We start from the raw sequence: 18,272 nt of genomic DNA on the forward strand, positions 1-18,272 counted from the left end.
GCGAAATCAGGTTTATTGATCGTCTCGCTTTTTGCGTAGCCGAATCAGCACCGTGCGATTCTCCTGCCCACGCAACAGTCGGCCAATATTTTTCTGGTGCGTAAGCACGACCATTAAAAAGACAATGAAGCCAAATACGATGAGCTGAGGGCTTTCTTTTTCACCAAAAACACGCAGCAGCAACAAGATTGGAAAAGCCAGTGCGGACAGTATAGAACCCAGCGATACGTATTGTGATGCAACGACAACGACTAAGAAAATGCCAATGCAAACCAGCGCCATTTCGGGATGAATGGCCAGCATCATTCCCAGCAGCGACGCTACACCTTTTCCACCTTTGAATTGGGCAAAAACCGGGTATAAATGCCCCAAGACGGCGATTAGTCCAAAGACAATCTTCAATGTCATAATCTCAGTGTCCGTAATAATATGGGCATGCCAGAGCAGCGTAGCAAGAATAGCGGCTGTGTATCCTTTTATCACGTCGATCAGCATAACAATCGTACCGGCCCGTTTACCCAGCACTCGAAATACGTTTGTTGCTCCGGCGTTACCGCTCCCATACCGGCGAATGTCAATACCGAAAAAGCCCTGGCCATACCAAACAGCCGTTGGAATGGAACCGATCAGGTAAGCTACTAAACACGTACTGCCGATTAGGAAACTATTCATCAAGGAAACTGGCTGAACAGCCGTTGGAAAGACAAGGTGATAAACTAAAATGACGAATGAAGTGAGCGGAACGGGCCGCAATATTAAGCGTTTGTTATCAACTAATCAATCCTTTAGTCTACTTAGTTGCTTGATTATTGATTGACGGTCCATGCGCAACTCATTTGCCGCCCACCACTACTTCGTGTAATTCACCGTCCGCTAAGTAACGCGTTGCCATTTCCATAATATCAGCCGGTGTAACGGCCCGCATTCGTTGGATGTAGGTGGTCAGAAAATCGGCGGGCAGGTCGTCTAATAGAATTACTTTGTAGCGGTCAGCAATCTCGAACGGTGTATTAAGCGAACCAACGAACTCGCCAGCCATGTAGTTTTTTACCGTTTCGAGTTCATCGGCCGAAGCGGGTTCAGTTTGCAGAATGCGGATCTCCTTTTGAATTTCGTCCAACGTTTGCTGCGTATTTTCTTTGTTAACGTCTGTACCGATCAGGAAATACCCATCGCGCCGGAACGACGGCATATTTGACGAAATGCCGTAGGTGAAGCCCTTATCCTCCCGAATGTTTTTCATCAGCCGTGAACCAAAGTAGCCGCCCAGTAGCTCGTTCGTAACCAGCATCTTAAAAAAATCGGGATGCGACCGCGTGAACAACCGCCGACCCACCCGAATGGATGATTGGGTACTATCGGGCTTTTGGGCCAAAACGGGCGTTGCATCGTTGGCGGGTAAACCGCCGGTGAACGCGGATAGATTATCGGTGCGAATAGGAAGTTGTCCCAATTCGTGATTAATCAGCATCACCTCGTTTTCCGATGCCTGCCCCGCGACGATCAACCGAAAAGGCCGGTTATGGATGGCTCGTTCGTAGAAAGCGACAACGCTGTCGCGGGTCAGTTGCTCGATGGCTTCGGGTCGCTGGCTTCGACCGTACGGATGGTGCAGCCCAAACAACTTTTCGCGAAACAGAACCCCGGCCACGTACGCGTTCTTCTCATAGTTAACGCGCAGGTTTTGAAGCGTGATGTTTCTAAGCTCGTCCAGTTCCTTCGTTGGAAATGTTGGCTCGGTAAGCAGTTCACGGAGGAGTGGCAACACGTTGGGCAGAAACTTGGTGAGGCAATACACTACCACGCTGGCCCGGTCGGGACCGCTGTTCAGTTCCACAAATGCACCGTAGCGGTCGAAGTATTCGCTGATTTGAGCCGCCGAGCGCGATGTTATGCCTTCTGCCAGCATTTTAACGGCGAAAAACGCTGATCCGCGACTGTCGGTGGCCTGCTCATACCACGTGCCCGCATCAAATATGCATTCTAACCGCAACACGGGCTGTTGCTCAACGGCGATTAAGTGCAACAGAATGCCATTGTCTAAAGTGTGCTTCCGAACAAGGGGAAGTTGAATTGCCTGAATTGCCTGGAAAGCGGGTGACTGAGTTCTGTCGAGCGTCATTGATGTCAAAATGGGTAAAACAAAATGGCATTCCGGTTAGAAATGCCATCTTCAGGATACCTTGTGTTTTAGCGTTTGTGTATGCGTTTGTCTATCAATGGGCACCTACACACGCAACAACTCAAACACATTTATTTAGTTGTCGTCGGAACTGGTAATGTCATCGTCATTGAGAAGTCGGTTCGCTCCGTTTAGATTTAGCAGCAGCGAGATTCGAAACGTCTGCGATAGGGGGCTACCCTGCTGAACGGGTAACAAGTACGAAAAGTCGACGCCGAGCTTATCCTGTACTCGCAGTCCAAGACCAGTCGTTACGTATTTACGTCCGCCCTTGGTGTTTGATTCGCCAAAATAACCGGCCCGAACGGCGAACTGTTCGTTGTACCAGTATTCAATGCCCGTTGAAATGGTGAACTCCCGGAGTTCTTCACCAAAGCCACCCGGTGCATCGGCAAATGAGCCAAACACGGAGCTGAAGTAGCCTTTGTTAGCGTTAATATTCGTTGGTACGCCGTTGACAAGCTGTACGTTTGGCGTCGGCACCATCAACTTATTAACATCGGCCACGAAGTTAAACTTGTTATATTGATCGGCATAATAGGTGATGGCGGTTCCCAGACGCAGGTTCGTAGGAATAAAATTACGCTGATCGCCACCGTAACTAATTCGGCCGCCCAGGTTGGAAATCATACCGCCAAAGGCCCAGCCCAGCCCTTTGCCCGTTGCATTGTCACGGGCTTCGTTGCGGTAAAACGCGCTGATGTCGGCAGCGGCCGTAGCGCCCGGTTTCAGGCCCGGTGTACTGCTGCCCGACGCGAGGCTGGAGTTCAGGTATTTAAGATCGACGCCAAGCGAAAAATTCTGCGAGAGCCGCTGCACAAAAGCCGCTGTTATGGCATATTCGCGGGAGTTGAACGTACCGGCGGCCACGCCCGTTGCCGTGGTGAAATTAACGGTACCCAGGTCAAAGTACATCAGCGAACCGCCCACGACCGAGTTCTTGCCAACTTTAGAGTAGCCACTCAGGTAAGTGTAATACATGTCGCCGATTAGCTCACGCAGCCAGGGTGTGTAAGAGATCGACGCGCCTTTGTCCTGCCGGGCAAATACCAGCTTCGACGGATTCCAGAAAATTGCATTGGCATCGGCATCGCCCAGTGCTACTCCAGCCTCACCCAAAGCTCCCGAACGGGCATCGGGTGTGAAATTGAGGAACGGAACGGCTGCTGTCGGCACATTTAGCTGACCATTCAAACCAACAATTGGCTGGGCAAAAATGACGAGGGGGAGAAAACTACAAACGCCGAGGAGAACACAGAAAAAATTGCGCTTCATATAAAAAGTGGTGGTCAACGACAGCAACTGATGGGGATAGTATGGCAGTTGTGCGCGGTCAAAATTACAAGGAAACGTTGGATAAGAAAAAGTTGGGCTAATTTAACCCGTCAAATCATTTCGTTAACAACAACCGTCCGCTACCCATGACGGTCGACCCATCGGTGGCCGAACGTACCCGCAATTGCAGGATATACAACCCGTTCGGCATTAAGTGTCCGGCCTTAACGCGACCGTCCCAGGTGCCAACGTTCACGGTGGCGGGGCAGTCGGCACACTGGCCAGTTTGCTGATTCAACAGCCGACCGTTGATATCATAAATGCCAATTGTCCAGTCGAGCGGTTCACCAGCCCGGTCCAGTTCAGCGGTGAACGTTGCTTCCGTCAAAACGGGATTGGGGCTGGCGCGAAAGGCACGTAGTGTCAATCCCGGCCGTTCGGAAACTACAATGCTCAACGCCCCCTCTACCGAATTATTGTTTATGTCCCAGGCCTTCACCCGCACCCGGTAGGTTCCCGAAACCACATTGCGAAAGGTATATTGAACGTCGCCCTGCCGCCCGTCGGAGCCGTTTGCTACGTACAGATCGTTTAACAATACGGGGGGGCGATCGTTAAGTTGAGCCGTTAATTCATGTCCCAAACCGGACCGGGCCACGTTTATGCCCCGGTTGTCGCTCAGGCCGATCCGTAGCGTCACGTCTGGTCCGGTCACCCGAACGACGTCGCCTTGGGTGTCTCCGCCAACGGCCGAAATCTGCATGACGGGTGGCTGCGTGTCGAGACTGTCAACCACAACGCTACCCCCAACGCGCAGGCTGTCGTAACTGCCGGTTGCGTCGAGCAGACTATCAGCCCGAACGGCATATGCATACAGCTTTGCCCGTCCCACAGCATAATCAATATCTTTCGGCATGGTAAACCGCACCGAAAAACGGCCCTGCTGCACCGGCACCTGACCAGTAAAAATCGTACTGGTATATGCCTGATAACTCATTTTAGGGCTGTTGACCTCGGCTCCCAGCGTCGTCTTCGTGGTCGCTTTGTCGTAGAGCGTCAGCCGGAGGGTTCCCGTGAAATCGGACAGCCGTTGCCCTTGTTGCTGAATTTCGCCCCCCAGTTCAACAGTTTGCAGTCCCCGCAGTGTGTCGATTTGGTTGGCCGTTACGGTCCGGCTATTAACCTGCGTAACGGTGACCTGCGCTTTTGGGTAGGCCAATTGCATGGATGGGTCGCCGAGCAACGCGAAATTTCGATTGAAGGTGCCGCTCAGGCTATTATTCTTCGTATCCCGCATTACGTCGCCCAAACGGGGCATCCGCCCATTGAGGGGCTTAAAGACAGCTCTGTAAAACGCATCGTTCAACCGCAGGTTCGTATGGGCAAACACCGGCCGCGTGGTTGCCAGTAAGCCAATGGCCCCGCCAGTGCGGCTCAGCAGCAGTAGCTCGGCTCCAGATGTAGTGTTTGGATCATCGTAGCGCCCAAATTGGCACGTAGCCGTTACGAAGAGGGGTAGTCGCCGGTTGGTTAACGAGCGGATGTCTTCCAGCGTAACGATCTGTTCCTTAGCTAAGGTCAGAATGCCACCATGCCCGCTATAGTTAACAATTAGTTGCCCATCGGTAATGGCGCGACTGATACGCTGATTAACGAGCGGTGCTTTCTGGCCTCCCGATGTGACTTCCTGCTGAAAATCGCCCAGAAACAGGCGTTCGGGACGGTAGGCAGGCGCTCGTTTTTCGATGCTGACAGCCAGTTGGTCAACGTCGCGCTGGTGAATATTGCCATCTTCATCGTCGGCGACAAGCATCACCCGCGTTTGCCAGTCGCCCGTCAACGACGCATCAGACGCGTATCGAATCAGCTTATCCACTACCGTTCGAGCTTCGTTGGGCGAGTTCACCGGCAACCGCCCCACGCCTACCTCCATCCGGTGATCGTTGACCAACGGGTCATTGTCGGGGTCAAGACCGATTCCAACTTCGTTCCACTCCCCTTCGTCAGCGTCCATGAAGCCGAAATAATCGTCCGACGAGAAACTCCTGACCGGGTGTAATGATTCGCGGCTTTGGTAAGCGGGCACCATGTTGGCTAATTGCGCCGGGCTGATCTGTTTAGTAATGTTCCGGTAATCGAAAGTTGCATCGCCGAACAGAAGCACATACCGAAGTTGATCGGGTTGCTTCTGGTAGAAGTACCGCACGGCGTCGCGGATGGCGGTGGGGTCGGCCTGACCGGACCCGAACTCATTGTACACCTGCGTCGTCGTCACAACAAGCACTGATAACTTGTCGTGTTCGCGCCGGAACGCAGCTAACCGTTCAGCGTGATCGAGCCAGGCCGCAGGTGTTATAATCAGCAAATTAGGCGCAGCCTGACTGCGTACGTTCTGGTTAGCCACGGTTCCCAGCGATGCGGGTGTCAGTAGCTGCGAATCCGTAAACAAGAAATAATTGCTGAATTGCGTGTTACGCCAACTAACTTCCTGCGCAGTCGACCGAACATACGACTGTTCGGCGGGTGCGAGTGGGTCGGTTACGTTCCAAACGCGCAGGCTGGCCGTAGTCTGTCGAACGCCAACCTGACCAACCGGCAATCGACGCACCCACGTTGGCTGGTCGTATTGCCGGAGTTCGCGCCGGGCCTGAACAGAGAGAAAATCAAGATACCCCTGCGCTGAATTCTGACCGTTTTTCTGAAACGTAATGGCTAACCGAAGTGCAGTAGGAACGGTAGCCAGTACGGTCGAAAACGTGTCGGTTTGGCTATAGGCATTGTCGTTATAATTGACGTCCTCGTCCCTATTACGCAGATCGTAATAGGGAAGGGGAGGGATTGGCAGTACGCCCACCGGTTTATCGTTCAGTTGGAGGCTGAATTTTGTTGATACGGCTGCATTGGCGACCGCCGACGCCCTAACCCGAACGGCTGAATTGGGCACAATACCCGGCATATCAAACGAAACGACCGTAGTGGTGTCGGTGCTCAGGAATTCACCCAGCCACTCCCGTCCAGAGCGCACGGTCGGGATTTTGGCTAATTCTTTTTCATGGAAGCGATAGTCATCGAACAGCGTAACGGTGGGCGAAGCACCAGTTGTACCCGCCGACTGCCCGGCGATTCGTCGGCCGGCTGAAGTGCCAACAGTCACAAAATAAAACGTGGTATCGGCGTACGGATTTATGTGATGAGCGAACCGATGGGCCACAGAATCGTACCGAACAACGTGCGGACTTTGTCCAAAAAACAGCAGTGCATCTCCTGAGTCGAAGCGACCATCTGCTTCGCCGGTTACCTGGATTGCGTTTTCGGTAAGATCTGCCGGGCGGGGCGTCGCATTGGGTTGGGGCAGCGCGGCCCCGTTATTGCCGTAGAGCCGGATTCGGCGGGGGTCAGCCGTTGCAAAAGCGGGGTTTAGCCGGACGAGTGCCGCCTGATCGAGCCGATACACGCCCGATTCAGTTACGCCAATCTTCACCCAAATGCCCTGTTGCAGAACCGATTGGCCTTGTGTGCAATGAATAATGAATAATGAGCAATGGATAATGACAAGCAATGCCCTACCAACGCTGACAAATTGGAGCAGGCTACCCTTGTTCATTACATCTTGTACGTTATTCATTACACATTACTCATTTATCTCCACCAGCGCATGAACCAGAATGGCATATGATTTTCCGGACGCTACTTCTTTACAAACGACGCGGGTTCGGCGTAACGTACCGCGCACGTACGTCTTTTTTGCGAACCGAAACGCCTGACCCTCCGGCACGTCGCGGAGTAAAGCCCGTCCCGGAGTCATTTGATTGGTTGCAGACGCGTCAATTTGCCGTAGAGCCAGCATTAAGGCTGGGTTGGCCGACGTAGTGGCAGCTGGATCAGCCATGTACGTTTGTAACGGTTCCAGAATAAACGTTGGGAAAACGGCATCAGTCAGGAGCGGTTCCATAAGTCGCTGAAAAGCCGATTTCCACGCCCGCCCGTGCGGTTTCTGCCGTCGTCGGTATGCCTGATGGACGTGAGCGTGGGCCACCTCATGAACATACGTAATAAGGAACGCATAGGGATTCAGATCGGTATTGACCGTAATGGCCGTTTGTCCCTTGGGCGCTACTCGAAAATCGCCCAACCGCGTTTGGCGCGGCCGAACCACACGGAAGATGAAACCATAGTGCTGCCAAAGTTTCCGGCCATACGCGGCCGATGCCGCCGGAAGGTGAGTGTCAAAAATATCGGTCAAGAGATGGAAAATTTATAATCCCAACGCTAAAGCGGTGGGCTGATAGCTGGAGTTATAGGTAAATTGGCGAAGCTGTGAGCAGATAACAAATAGGTAACCCCAAACCGTAGCTGATTACGACCGGTATCAGCCCACCGCTTTAGGGTTGTGAACTTTTCGTCGCCACGCGCCACAGTACGGTCGCCAGACCCGCGAAGGCCAGCGCTCCCAGCAACCCATAGCCGCTTTCGCCCAGCGCCCCACTGAGCGTGGGTTCGAGCGTGATCGATGTCAGGGCGTTGTATATGCCATCGTTTACCGATAACAACGCCACCGCTACGCCTGCCAGTGCCCCGCCCGCCACCAGACCAGTTGCAAACAAGTTGCCTTTGCCTAAGTCAGCATCCTCTTCTACCGTACCGCGCCGTTTTGCTCCGTAATCTACAATGTATTTGACTAATCCACCCGCAAAAATAGGCAACGTTGTGGATAACGGCAGGTACAGCCCTACGGCAAAAGCCAGCGCACTGACGCCCACTAACTCGAAAACAAAGGCGATGAACGCGCCAACCAGCACAAACTGCCAGTCGAGGTTGAACGACAGCAGGCCTTTGATAAGCGTCGCCATCAGCGTACCCTGCGGAGCCGGAAACTTGTCGGACCCAATGGCGTGAGTGATGCCCTGCGCTAACAGGTCGGGCGTTGGCGAGTCCAGAATTTTCACCGTTGCGCCAACGACTAATGACGAAACCACGACGCCAATGAACAGGGCCATTTGCTGATACTTGGGCGTTGCCCCAATCAAATAACCCGTTTTCAGGTCCTGCGATGTAGCTCCGGCGTTGGCGGCTGCCACGCAAATCATGCTTCCTACCACCAGTACGGCTGGTTCGTAGACCTTACCCGTTAATCCGAAAGCGATGAACACTAATGAGGTGCCCATGATGGTCGCGATAGTCATGCCCGACACCGGCGACGACGATGACCCAATCAGCCCAACAATTCGGCTGGCAACGGTCACGAAAAAGAAGCCGAAAACGATTACCAACACTGCAATCAGTAGTTTGGTCAATACCGAATCACCCGGAATCTGGGGTAAAACGACCATCAGACCAATCAGTATGACGCTGCCAATAATAACGACGCGTACGCTCAGGTCCTGCTCCGTGCGGGGTACAACGCCAGCCGTGTTACCCGTGTCGACACGACCTTTTCCAAAGCTCTGTTTAAAGGATGATACAATCGTCGGGATGGTTTTGAGCAGTGTCATAAACCCGCCCGCCGTAACGGCTCCCGCGCCGATCTGCCGGATGTAAGCCCGGTAGATGGCCGCTGCCGTATCGCCAAACGTATGGGTTGCCGGGTTCCAGCCGCCGGGTCCGCCCGCCGTTTGCAGGTTAGCGAGGTAGCCCAGCTTCTGAAGTTGAAGCGCAATGGTATCGCCTGGCACCACCGATGCCAGTAATGGAATTAGCCCCAGCCACGCCAGAATGCCCCCCCCCACCAGCATGGCCGAGATTTTGAAACCGATAATATACCCCACGCCGAGGTACTCCGGCGTAATCTCCCCGGCTACTTGCGCCGATGGGAAGTAGCGATTGGTCTGCTTTGTCGCCCAAACGGGCACCTCGGCAATGACATGCAATACCTTTTGTAACAACGCGTACAAAAGGGCTACTCCTAAGCCCTGATACGCCGTTTTGGCAAAATCGCCACCCCGTTCGCCCGCAATCAGCACCGACGCGCAGGCTGTGCCTTCCGGATAAGGCAGTGTGCCGTGTTCCTGCACAATAAGCGACCGGCGCAACGGGATCATCATCAGCGTTCCGACCAGGCCGCCCAGAATAGCCAGCGTCAGAATAGTCCAGTAGTTGAAGAAATCTGCGCTAACACCATCTGTCAGAAATAAAAAGCCCGGCATTGTGAAAACCACGCCTGACGCGATGCTCTCGCCCGCTGAACCGGTGGTTTGAATGATGTTGTTTTCGAGGATAGTGGTATTCAGAAACCGGCGTCCGAGCGAAATAGCCAGCACTGCAATTGGAATCGAAGCCGACACCGACAGCCCGGCCTTGAGCGATAGGTAAACCGTAGCTGCCCCAAATAGCACACCGAATACAGCGCCGGTGATAATAGCTTTCAGGGTAAATTCCGCCGGAGATTCGGTGGCAGAAATAAAAGGTTTATGGACGGGTTGGGCGTTGGAGACCATGTAAACGTAGTTTGGGGCCAAAAGTGAAGAAAAATCAGCATCTACCGAAATGGCTTGACAATGTGCCCCGTTTACCCGTATGTTTGTTCTACTAAACCAATTTAAGCGGGAGTAGCTCAGTTGGTAGAGCGGCAGCTTCCCAAGCTGCAGGCCGTGGGTTCGAACCCCATTTCCCGCTCACTCGTAATAGGTTGAAGATAAGCAGCTTACCTAATCAGGTAAGCTGCTTATCTTGTTGTTGAGGTTAGGCGGTTTGCACTACGGTTTGCATTTTCATTTTGTCGCTTTACTTAACCTCACCTATCAATATGAAAAAGCCCCGACGATTGCCGGGGTTGGTATAAGTTAGACTCTCAACAGTGAGAGTCGGTTAGTGTAGTAAAGCGGAACCGCTCATCATCAGAAGCACGTCGCGCATTTGGTCACTCTATCTCCTTTTGAAATGATAGCAATGTGTATCATGCCCTATTGACGTTTATGTACCTATTAAAATATAATTTGAGAGAGTTGGCGCGGGAATTAAGTCGGGAATGAGAATTATCCTGAACGCTAAATACATACAATCAATCAATACCTATTAAGGGAGTACACGAAAAGCCGACCAACTTGGTTGGCTTTTCTGCTTTTTCCTCTTCATCACAAATATTCTAATGTCATTTACACAAATCGCCATATAAAAATTTTGTATATTAAACGGTGACCTATTGATTAAAGTGAGGTCAAATCACAATATATACTACACTTTATGCTCAAGATAGACAAAACTACTCTCCTCAAACGACGTAAAGCCGACCGGGTTCCGGTTTTAGTTGTGGAAAACGACGCCGATCATTGGCTCATTATTCGGTCTGCTTTGGCCCAGTGTTTTCCCGAAGTAGTACCCGTCTGGGTCAATAACGCGGCCCAGGCAGTAGGCTATCTGGAACAGTCAGCGCTCGATCAAAGTAAGCTCCCGTGGCTGGTCTTGCTGGAACTGCACCTACCACGCCCCGAAGATGGCCGGTCCCTAATTAAGCTCATCAAAGGCAATCCCCAGCATCAACACATACCCCTAATTGTTTTAAGCCATTCTCAAGACCAACAGGATATTAAACAAGCCTATGCCAATAACGTTGCTTCTTACATTGTTAAGCCCACAACTTATCATCAATGGCTTAAGTGTATCTATTCTTTCCGGCGCTACTGGTGGGAATTAGTCACTTTACCGTTTCCCTTTAACTTGAACCGACACACCAGCGCGGAGCCAACGCCAGGCGTTGTAAGCCTTTAGTAGACCGCTAAGCACACCTTATTGAGTTAGTACAGATTACGGTGGTACTTAAAGAGCCGGTCAACCTGACCGGCTCTTTTTTAGCTAAACACAAAAAAACAGACCGACATTGTCAGTCTGCTTTCCGCTTCTATCCACACCATACGACTTACTGACGAGTCAGTTAAGCCGCATAATAAACATACAACTAATTTAAGTGGGTATGGTTTAGAACCTAACGTTTATGCTTGCCGAAAGCTGAATTTCGTTTGGTCCGAAAGTTTTCGTTGAGTTGATCTCCCATACATTCTACGACCCTTCTCCTACGACGATTACGCCGAACCAGACTCTGTTTGCCATACAATTCAATAGATACTCCTGCTTTTAGACAATAACTAAAATGGGCCTCCAAAATGAGAATTCACCATTCCATTTCGGTATGGTCTGTTGCAAAGCTTTGCTCACTGCCTCTGTAAATTTTTTATTAAAAATCTGACAGTCAAATAGTTGCTATTAATTCATTGATTCTATATAGAAGTGGACAACTTTTTGGCATAAGCGTATCAAACTAAACAGTATCACTCACAAATTATGGGTATTCTCTTGTTGCTGATCGGTTCGGCTCTGCTCTGTTTTGCTGCTTTCTATAAAGCCATTGAGTGGTTCGAACACATTTAATGTAAATACCGGATCACTATGATTACGCTCGTTTTTATTGCCGCACTGCTGGTTTTTGCGTACATGCTGTACGTGCTGATTAAACCAGAAAAATTCTAACCATCATTCACAATACAATGACTACCGAATGGATTGGCGTTATCGTCATGTACGGCCTGACGGTCCTGCTGGCAATTCCGCTGGGTAAGTATCTTGCCCGTGTTTTTAGGGGTAGCCCTAACCTCTTCGACTTCATGAAGCCCTTAGAGCGGCTTATTTATCGCATTGGGGGCGTTGATGAAACGGCTGACCTAACTTGGAAACAGAACTTAGCCGCGCTGCTGACGATCAACCTTGTTTGGCTGCTGCTGGCGTTTGTGCTGTTGCTGACGCAGGGCAGTTTACCGCTCAACCCCGATGGCAACCCTTCGCAGACGCCCGACTTGGCGTTTAACACGGCTATTAGTTTCATGGTCAACTGCGACTTACAGCACTATTCCGGCGAATCGGGAGTGACATATCTGACGCAATTAGGCGTCATAATGTTTTTGATGTTTGTATCGGCGGCTACGGGTATTTCGGCTGCGGTGCTGCTGTTCCGCTCCTTTTTGCCGAAGATGTCCGAGACGGTCGGCAACTTCTACGTACTGTTTACTCGCTCAATCACCCGCCTGTTGCTGCCCGGTTCACTCGTTATTGCCATCTTCCTGGCTTTCAACGGCACCCCGGCCAGTTTCGATGGAAAAGATACCCTCATCACCATGCAGGGTGATACGGTGGGCGTGTCGCGCGGACCGGCGGCCGGTATGATTGCCATCAAACACTTCGGTACAAACGGTGGCGGTTGGTTTGGGGCAAACTCGTCTCATCCGCTCGAAAGCCCGAATTACCTGACCAACATGGTCCAGATGATTGCGCAGATGTTGATTCCCATCGCCATGATTTTTGCCCTGGGCTTCTACATCAATCGCCGACGATTTGCCTGGATGATCTACGCTGTGATGACGGTTGGTTTTGCGCTGTTGGTCTTCCCAACTATTGTTAGCGAACTGAGTGGCAACCCGGCGATTGCGCAGATGGGTATTGCCCAGCCGACGGGCGCCATGGAAGGCAAAGAAGTTCGTTTCGGACCCTTAGCCTCGGCCTACTGGAGTATCGCGACAACGGTTATTTCGACGGGGTCAGTCAACTCCATGCACGATTCGTCAATGGCGCTGTCGGGCATGATGGAACTGCTGGGCATGATGGTCAACGCTTTCTACGGCGGGGTGGGGGCTGGTCTGCTCAACTTCTACTATTTCCTGATCATCGCCGTATTTATCTCCGGTCTGATGGTGGGTCGCACACCCGAACTGTTCGGTCGGAAAGTAGAAGCTCGGGAAATCAAAATTGCGTCAATTGTAGCTCTGCTCAGCACATTGCTTGTGAAAGGCGGTACGGCTATGGCAGCCTGGGTGTTCATCAACTATGGCGACGCCGACTGGGCAGTGAAACCCTCAGCCTGGCTCAACAACCCCGGGTTTCACGGTTTTTCGGAGATGCTATACGAATTCACCTCGGCTAATGCCAACAACGGATCAGGTTTTGAGGGGTTGGGTGATAATAACGTGTTCTGGAATTTTTCGACTGGCCTCGTAATGCTCTTAGGACGATTCATCCCCATCATTGGCCCGGTAGCTATTGCGGGTTTGCTGGCCCGGAAGAAGTACGTTCCTGAATCTTCGGGCACATTGCCAGTTGATACGCCGACGTTTGGCCTGATGATTTTCGCCGTCATTTTCATCCTTACCGCCCTGTCATTCTTCCCCGCGCTCGCGCTGGGACCACTGGCGGAGTACTTCTCACTGAAATAATGCAACGCTGAGCATTCGGCGTGATATTTCTAAAAAATACCAAAATGGCAAAGCAATCATCCTCCCCCAGCCTATTCCAGCGAGAGCTTGTTGGATCGGCAATTCGGGAGTCATTCGTCAAATTAAATCCCACCATTCTCATTAAAAACCCGGTGATGTTCACCGTTGAAGTCGGCACGCTGATTATGCTGCTGGTAACGATCTACATCGCGGTGTCGGGCGATACCACGCAGGGAACGCTGGGTTACAACATCGTTATCACGCTCATTCTGCTGGTTACGGTGCTATTCGCCAACTTCGCCGAGGCCATTGCCGAAGCACGGGGCAAAGCTCAGGCCGAATCACTCCGCAAAACCCGTCAGGAAACGCCTGCCAAAGTCATTCGGGGCGGCTCAACCAACGGGAAGGCGGGTGCGGTTGAAACAATCTCGTCGGCCCAACTCGTCAAGGGTGATGTGTTTCTCTGCGAAGCAGGCGACATTATCCCGTCCGATGGGGAGATTATCGAAGGGCTAGCAACAATCGACGAATCGGCTATTACGGGTGAGTCGGCTCCGGTGATTCGAGAGGCAGGTGGCGACAAATCGTCGGTGACGGGTGGTACGAAGGTGCTCTCCGACCGCATTAAAGTGCAGGTGACAACCCAACCCGGTGAATCGTTTCTGGACAAAATGATCGCGCTGGTTGAAGGAGCCACCCGGCAGAAAACACCAAACGAAATCGCGCTGACGATTCTGTTGGCGGGTTTTACGCTGATATTTATCATCGTTTGCGTGGCTCTGAAACCCTTCGCCGATTATGCGAATACAACCATTACGATTGCGGCTCTGATTTCGCTGTTTGTCTGCCTGATTCCAACCACCATTGGCGGACTGCTGTCGGCCATCGGTATAGCGGGTATGGATCGGGCGCTTAGGGCTAATGTCATCGCTAAATCAGGGCGGGCCGTCGAAACGGCAGGTGATATTGATACGTTGCTGCTGGACAAAACGGGTACCATCACCATTGGTAATCGGAAAGCGACCAACTTTTACCCCGCCCCCGGCATTAAGCAGGCGGATATGGTCCGTATTTCGGCGCTCAGTTCGCTGGCCGACGAAACGCCGGAAGGCAAATCCATCGTCGAACTGGCGGGCAATGACGTTACTCGCGGTCTGAACACGAGCGGTGCTAAGCTGATTAAGTTCACGGCCGAAACCCGCTCGTCGGGTATTGATTTGTTAACCGGAGAGCGGATTCGTAAAGGAGCCACCGACTCGATTCGGAACATCGTTGAAAAGGTTGGCAACCACTTTCCCCCCGAGACAGATACCCAGGCCAAAGCGATTGCTGCTAATGGTGGAACGCCATTGGTCGTGATTGAAAATGAAGAAGTAAAGGGCGTTATCGAGCTACAGGATATAATCAAGCCGGGCATTGCCGAACGCTTCGACCGGCTGCGTAAAATGGGTGTTAAAACCGTGATGGTGACGGGCGATAACCCACTGACGGCCAAGTTTATCGCGGAGAAAGCGGGCGTTGACGACTACATCGCCGAGGCTAAGCCGGAGGATAAGATGCAGTACATCCGCACCGAACAGCAGGGTGGTAAACTCGTCGCCATGATGGGTGACGGTACCAACGACGCCCCCGCCTTAGCACAGGCCGACGTAGGCGTGGCCATGAACTCGGGTACGCAGGCGGCTAAGGAAGCGGGAAACATGGTGGACTTAGACAACGACCCAACGAAATTGATCGAAGTCGTTGAAATTGGGAAGCAGTTGCTCATCACGCGGGGTACGCTGACGACGTTCAGTATTGCCAACGACGTAGCCAAATACTTTGCCATTGTTCCAGCCTTGTTTACGGTGTCTATTCCGGCCCTGCAGGCGCTGAACATTATGCAATTGCACTCCCCCGAATCAGCGATTTTGTCGGCGGTAATCTTCAACGCCATCATCATTCCAATGCTGATTCCGCTGGCTCTGCGGGGTGTTGAGTATAAACCGATTGGCGCGTCGGCGTTGCTGCGCCGGAACTTGCTGATCTATGGGTTGGGTGGTCTCATTGCCCCCTTTATCGGCATTAAACTGATTGACTTAGTCGTCGGACTATTCGTGTAAGGATAAAATCAAGGCACTGAATCAGTGCGTTGATTAGCTCAAAACTTGATTAAAATTATGAAAACGCACATTGGGCCAGCCATTCGCCTGACGCTTGTCATGCTGGTATTATTGGCGGTTATTTATCCCCTGTTAGTAGCGGGTATCGCCCGCCTGGCACCCGGCGGAGGCAAGGGCGAGACCGTGACGGTCAACGGCAAGGTGGTTGGCTACAAGCTGATTGGTCAGAAGTTCACGGAAGACCGGTATTTCTACAGCCGTCCCTCGGCGGTGGAGTATAACGCGGCCGGTTCAGCCGGATCGAACAAAGGGCCCTCCAACCCCGATTACCTGAAAGCGGTGCAGGCCCGCATCGACACATTCTTAGTGCATAATCCGGGTGTGAACAAAGCGGACATTCCCGCTGAATTGGTAACGGCATCGGGTTCGGGTCTCGACCCGGATTTGTCGCCTGCCGGGGCTAAAGTTCAGGTTGCCCGGATTGCTAAAGTGCGCGGATTGTCCGTTGATCGACTTACTCAGTTGGTTGACGAACAAACCCTGGCTCCCTTGCTGGGCATTTTCGGACCGGCAAAAGTGAACGTGTTAGCTCTGAACGTGGCACTTGACCAACTTAAGTAGCTCATAACCGGCTTGTCCGGTTGTTGACCGGATAGGCCGGTTCTCAATTAGACACCGTCGTGATTACTCAACTTATTGGTCTCGGTCTACTCTTCGGTGCAGCCGTTGGCTTAGCTGTTCTAACGGGTCGGTACATGACCCGTGTGTTCAAAGGTGAACGGACTGTTTCCGGCTTTCTGGTTCCGCTGGAACGGTTAATGTACCGAATTAGCGGCATTGACTCCACTCAAGCGATGACGTGGCGTCAGTATGCCGTAGCGATGCTTACCATTAATGGAGTTTGGTTGGTCTATGCCTTCGCTCTGCTGTTGCTGCAAGCCGACATTCCTATTTGGAACCAAGCTGAATCCACGGGGGGCAACATTCCCTCAATGGAATGGACATTGGCGCTGAATACGGCCATCAGCTTCGTAACCAGCACGAACCTACAGCACTACTCGGGCGAAAGTGGGGCAACCTATTTCACGCAGATGGCCGTGTTAACGTTTTTGCAGTTTGTGTCAGCCGGAACAAGTCTGGCGGTTGGCGTAGCGGTGGTGCGGTCGTTGCAGGACAAAACGGGCACGAGCGTGGGCAACTTTTACCAGGATTTTATCCTGTCGATCACGCGGCTGTTTGTGCCGCTGTCGTTGCTGGGTGCGGCATTGCTGACCTTCACGGGTGTTCCGATGACGTTTGAGCCGTATCAGGTTATCAAAACCTTGCAGGGTGCCGAACAAACGGTGACGACCGGTCCGGTAGCGGCTATGCTGTCGATCAAGCACCTTGGCTCGAACGGTGGTGGGTTTTTCGGGGCGAATACTGCTCATCCGTTCGAGAATCCAAGTTTTGTCAGCTACTTCCTGAACCTGATCAACGTGTTCCTGTTGCCCCTGGCGTTCGTTGTCTTTGTGGGTTATTTTCTGAACCGCCGGAAACTGGGCATCATCCTGTTCACGATTATGACGGGTTGCGGGTTAGCGCTGACGATTCCGACGATGCAGCAGGAATTGATTGGTAATCCAGCGATTACGCAATTAGGCATCGACCAGTCTTCAGGAAGTCTGGAAGGCAAGGAAATGCGTTTTGGTACGTTGGCATCGGCCTTCTGGTGCGGAGTAAACGTGGTGATTCCGGCGGGTACGCTCACATCGATGCACGACAGCTATACACCACTTTCGGGCGTATTTATGTTGTTGGGCATGCAGTTGGACTCGTTTTACGGCGGAGTGGGAACGGGCTTCTTGTACATGTTTTTGTACATCATCATAGCCATCTTCATTGGTAGCCTAATGATTGGCCGAACTCCCGAACTATTGGGCAAAAAGGTGGGCATCCCGGAGATTCAGATTGCCTCGTTTGTGATCGTCATGCTGCCCCTGCTGTACCTTGGTGCAGCGGGTTTGGCGGTGGCCATTCAGAATGCCAATCCCGACATCGGCTGGCTCAGCAACGGGAACGACCGACCGACCAGCTTTCACGGATTTACAACGATCCTGTACGAATATGTCTCCTCGGCGGCTGGTAACGGCTCGGGCTTTGAGGGATTAGGCGATAACACACCCTTCTGGAATTTGTCAACGGCATTCGTCATGTTCTTCGGCCGGTTCATTCCTATCATTGGGCCGCTGGCTATTGGAGGGCTTTTATTTGAGAAACGCTACACCCCGCCCACAATGGGGGTGCTGCCGACGGAGTCGTGGACGTTCGGACTGCTGCTAACAGCCGTCATTGTTATTATCGGAGCCTTGAGTTCATTTCCGTCATTAGCTATTGGACCCATTGCAGAGTTTTTGTCCCAGCCGTGACGACGGACCGATGGATTGACCCAGACTGGACGGTAGCAGTAAATTTTGAGTACAACAAAACACACAGATCCGTTAGATCGGGTCAACTTGAATCATGAAAAAAAATATCATT

The 18,272-nt window shown here is 52.1% G+C and carries 12 protein-coding genes and 1 tRNA gene; 7 read left to right on the forward strand and 6 right to left on the reverse strand.

The genetic code is table 11. The features are described from left to right. Window positions 1-12 precede the first annotated feature (12 nt). From plsY to ACYVHB_RS06020, 6 genes are all read right to left on the reverse strand, one after another. Window positions 13-672 carry a glycerol-3-phosphate 1-O-acyltransferase PlsY gene (gene plsY, locus ACYVHB_RS05995; RefSeq protein WP_461050553.1) on the reverse strand — a complete coding sequence of 220 codons (660 nt, stop codon included), beginning with the start codon at window positions 670-672 and terminating at the stop codon, window positions 13-15. Window positions 673-832: 160 nt separating this feature from the next. Further along, entirely contained in the window at window positions 833-2,122 is a 1,290-nt protein-coding gene (locus tag ACYVHB_RS06000) for a M16 family metallopeptidase (RefSeq protein WP_461050555.1), read from the reverse strand. Between the two features lie 135 nt (window positions 2,123-2,257). After that, the gene (gene porV / locus ACYVHB_RS06005) at window positions 2,258-3,457 is read right to left on the reverse strand and encodes a type IX secretion system outer membrane channel protein PorV (protein WP_461050557.1); all 1,200 of its coding nucleotides are present in this window, start codon (window positions 3,455-3,457) and stop codon (window positions 2,258-2,260) included. Between the two features lie 115 nt (window positions 3,458-3,572). Beyond that, window positions 3,573-7,082 (reverse strand): type IX secretion system sortase PorU, encoded by a 3,510-nt coding sequence (gene porU, locus ACYVHB_RS06010; protein ID WP_461050559.1) that lies wholly within the window; start codon window positions 7,080-7,082, stop codon window positions 3,573-3,575. 6 nt (window positions 7,083-7,088) lie between these two features. Continuing rightward, entirely contained in the window at window positions 7,089-7,700 is a 612-nt protein-coding gene (locus tag ACYVHB_RS06015; protein ID WP_461050561.1) for a SprT-like domain-containing protein, read from the reverse strand. Window positions 7,701-7,839: 139 nt separating this feature from the next. Continuing rightward, complete coding sequence (locus ACYVHB_RS06020; RefSeq protein WP_461050563.1) at window positions 7,840-9,891, reverse strand: OPT family oligopeptide transporter; 2,052 nt, start codon at window positions 9,889-9,891, stop codon at window positions 7,840-7,842. A gap of 105 nt (window positions 9,892-9,996) precedes the next feature. Between ACYVHB_RS06020 and ACYVHB_RS06025 the strand changes: the two genes are divergently transcribed. From ACYVHB_RS06025 to kdpA (ACYVHB_RS06055), 7 genes are all read left to right on the forward strand, one after another. After that, window positions 9,997-10,069 (forward strand) — tRNA-Gly (locus ACYVHB_RS06025). 567 nt (window positions 10,070-10,636) lie between these two features. Then, entirely contained in the window at window positions 10,637-11,161 is a 525-nt protein-coding gene (locus ACYVHB_RS06030) for a response regulator (protein WP_461050565.1), read from the forward strand. A 675-nt stretch (window positions 11,162-11,836) separates the two neighbouring features. Then, window positions 11,837-11,917, forward strand: coding sequence for a potassium-transporting ATPase subunit F (locus ACYVHB_RS06035; protein ID WP_114408399.1), 81 nt, complete (start codon window positions 11,837-11,839; stop codon window positions 11,915-11,917). Window positions 11,918-11,934: 17 nt separating this feature from the next. After that, the gene (gene kdpA / locus ACYVHB_RS06040) at window positions 11,935-13,650 is read left to right on the forward strand and encodes a potassium-transporting ATPase subunit KdpA (RefSeq protein WP_461050567.1); all 1,716 of its coding nucleotides are present in this window, start codon (window positions 11,935-11,937) and stop codon (window positions 13,648-13,650) included. Between the two features lie 44 nt (window positions 13,651-13,694). After that, window positions 13,695-15,752: a potassium-transporting ATPase subunit KdpB gene (kdpB, locus tag ACYVHB_RS06045; RefSeq protein ID WP_461050569.1), complete on the forward strand. Its 2,058-nt coding sequence runs from the start codon at window positions 13,695-13,697 to the stop codon at window positions 15,750-15,752. Window positions 15,753-15,809: 57 nt separating this feature from the next. Next, a complete protein-coding gene (locus ACYVHB_RS06050) occupies window positions 15,810-16,373 on the forward strand; it encodes a K(+)-transporting ATPase subunit C (protein WP_461050571.1) in 564 nt (187 codons plus the stop codon). A 59-nt stretch (window positions 16,374-16,432) separates the two neighbouring features. Continuing rightward, complete coding sequence (gene kdpA, locus ACYVHB_RS06055) at window positions 16,433-18,160, forward strand: potassium-transporting ATPase subunit KdpA (RefSeq protein WP_461050572.1); 1,728 nt, start codon at window positions 16,433-16,435, stop codon at window positions 18,158-18,160. Window positions 18,161-18,272: the final 112 nt, after the last annotated feature.

This window comes from Spirosoma arcticum, assembly GCF_054779955.1.

What these genes read in the sequence shown, in the direction of transcription:
- ACYVHB_RS06035 (WP_114408399.1), top strand. Translation starts at nt 11,837, where the DNA reads ATGATTACGCTCGTTTTTATTGCCGCACTGCTGGTTTTTGCGTACATG.
- ACYVHB_RS06000 (WP_461050555.1), bottom strand. Translation starts at nt 2,122, where the DNA reads ATGACGCTCGACAGAACTCAGTCACCCGCTTTCCAGGCAATTCAGGCA.
- porU (WP_461050559.1), bottom strand. Translation starts at nt 7,082, where the DNA reads ATGAATAACGTACAAGATGTAATGAACAAGGGTAGCCTGCTCCAATTT.
- kdpB (WP_461050569.1), top strand. Translation starts at nt 13,695, where the DNA reads ATGGCAAAGCAATCATCCTCCCCCAGCCTATTCCAGCGAGAGCTTGTT.
- ACYVHB_RS06020 (WP_461050563.1), bottom strand. Translation starts at nt 9,891, where the DNA reads ATGGTCTCCAACGCCCAACCCGTCCATAAACCTTTTATTTCTGCCACC.
- plsY (WP_461050553.1), bottom strand. Translation starts at nt 672, where the DNA reads ATGAATAGTTTCCTAATCGGCAGTACGTGTTTAGTAGCTTACCTGATC.
- kdpA (WP_461050567.1), top strand. Translation starts at nt 11,935, where the DNA reads ATGACTACCGAATGGATTGGCGTTATCGTCATGTACGGCCTGACGGTC.
- ACYVHB_RS06030 (WP_461050565.1), top strand. Translation starts at nt 10,637, where the DNA reads ATGCTCAAGATAGACAAAACTACTCTCCTCAAACGACGTAAAGCCGAC.
- porV (WP_461050557.1), bottom strand. Translation starts at nt 3,457, where the DNA reads ATGAAGCGCAATTTTTTCTGTGTTCTCCTCGGCGTTTGTAGTTTTCTC.
- ACYVHB_RS06050 (WP_461050571.1), top strand. Translation starts at nt 15,810, where the DNA reads ATGAAAACGCACATTGGGCCAGCCATTCGCCTGACGCTTGTCATGCTG.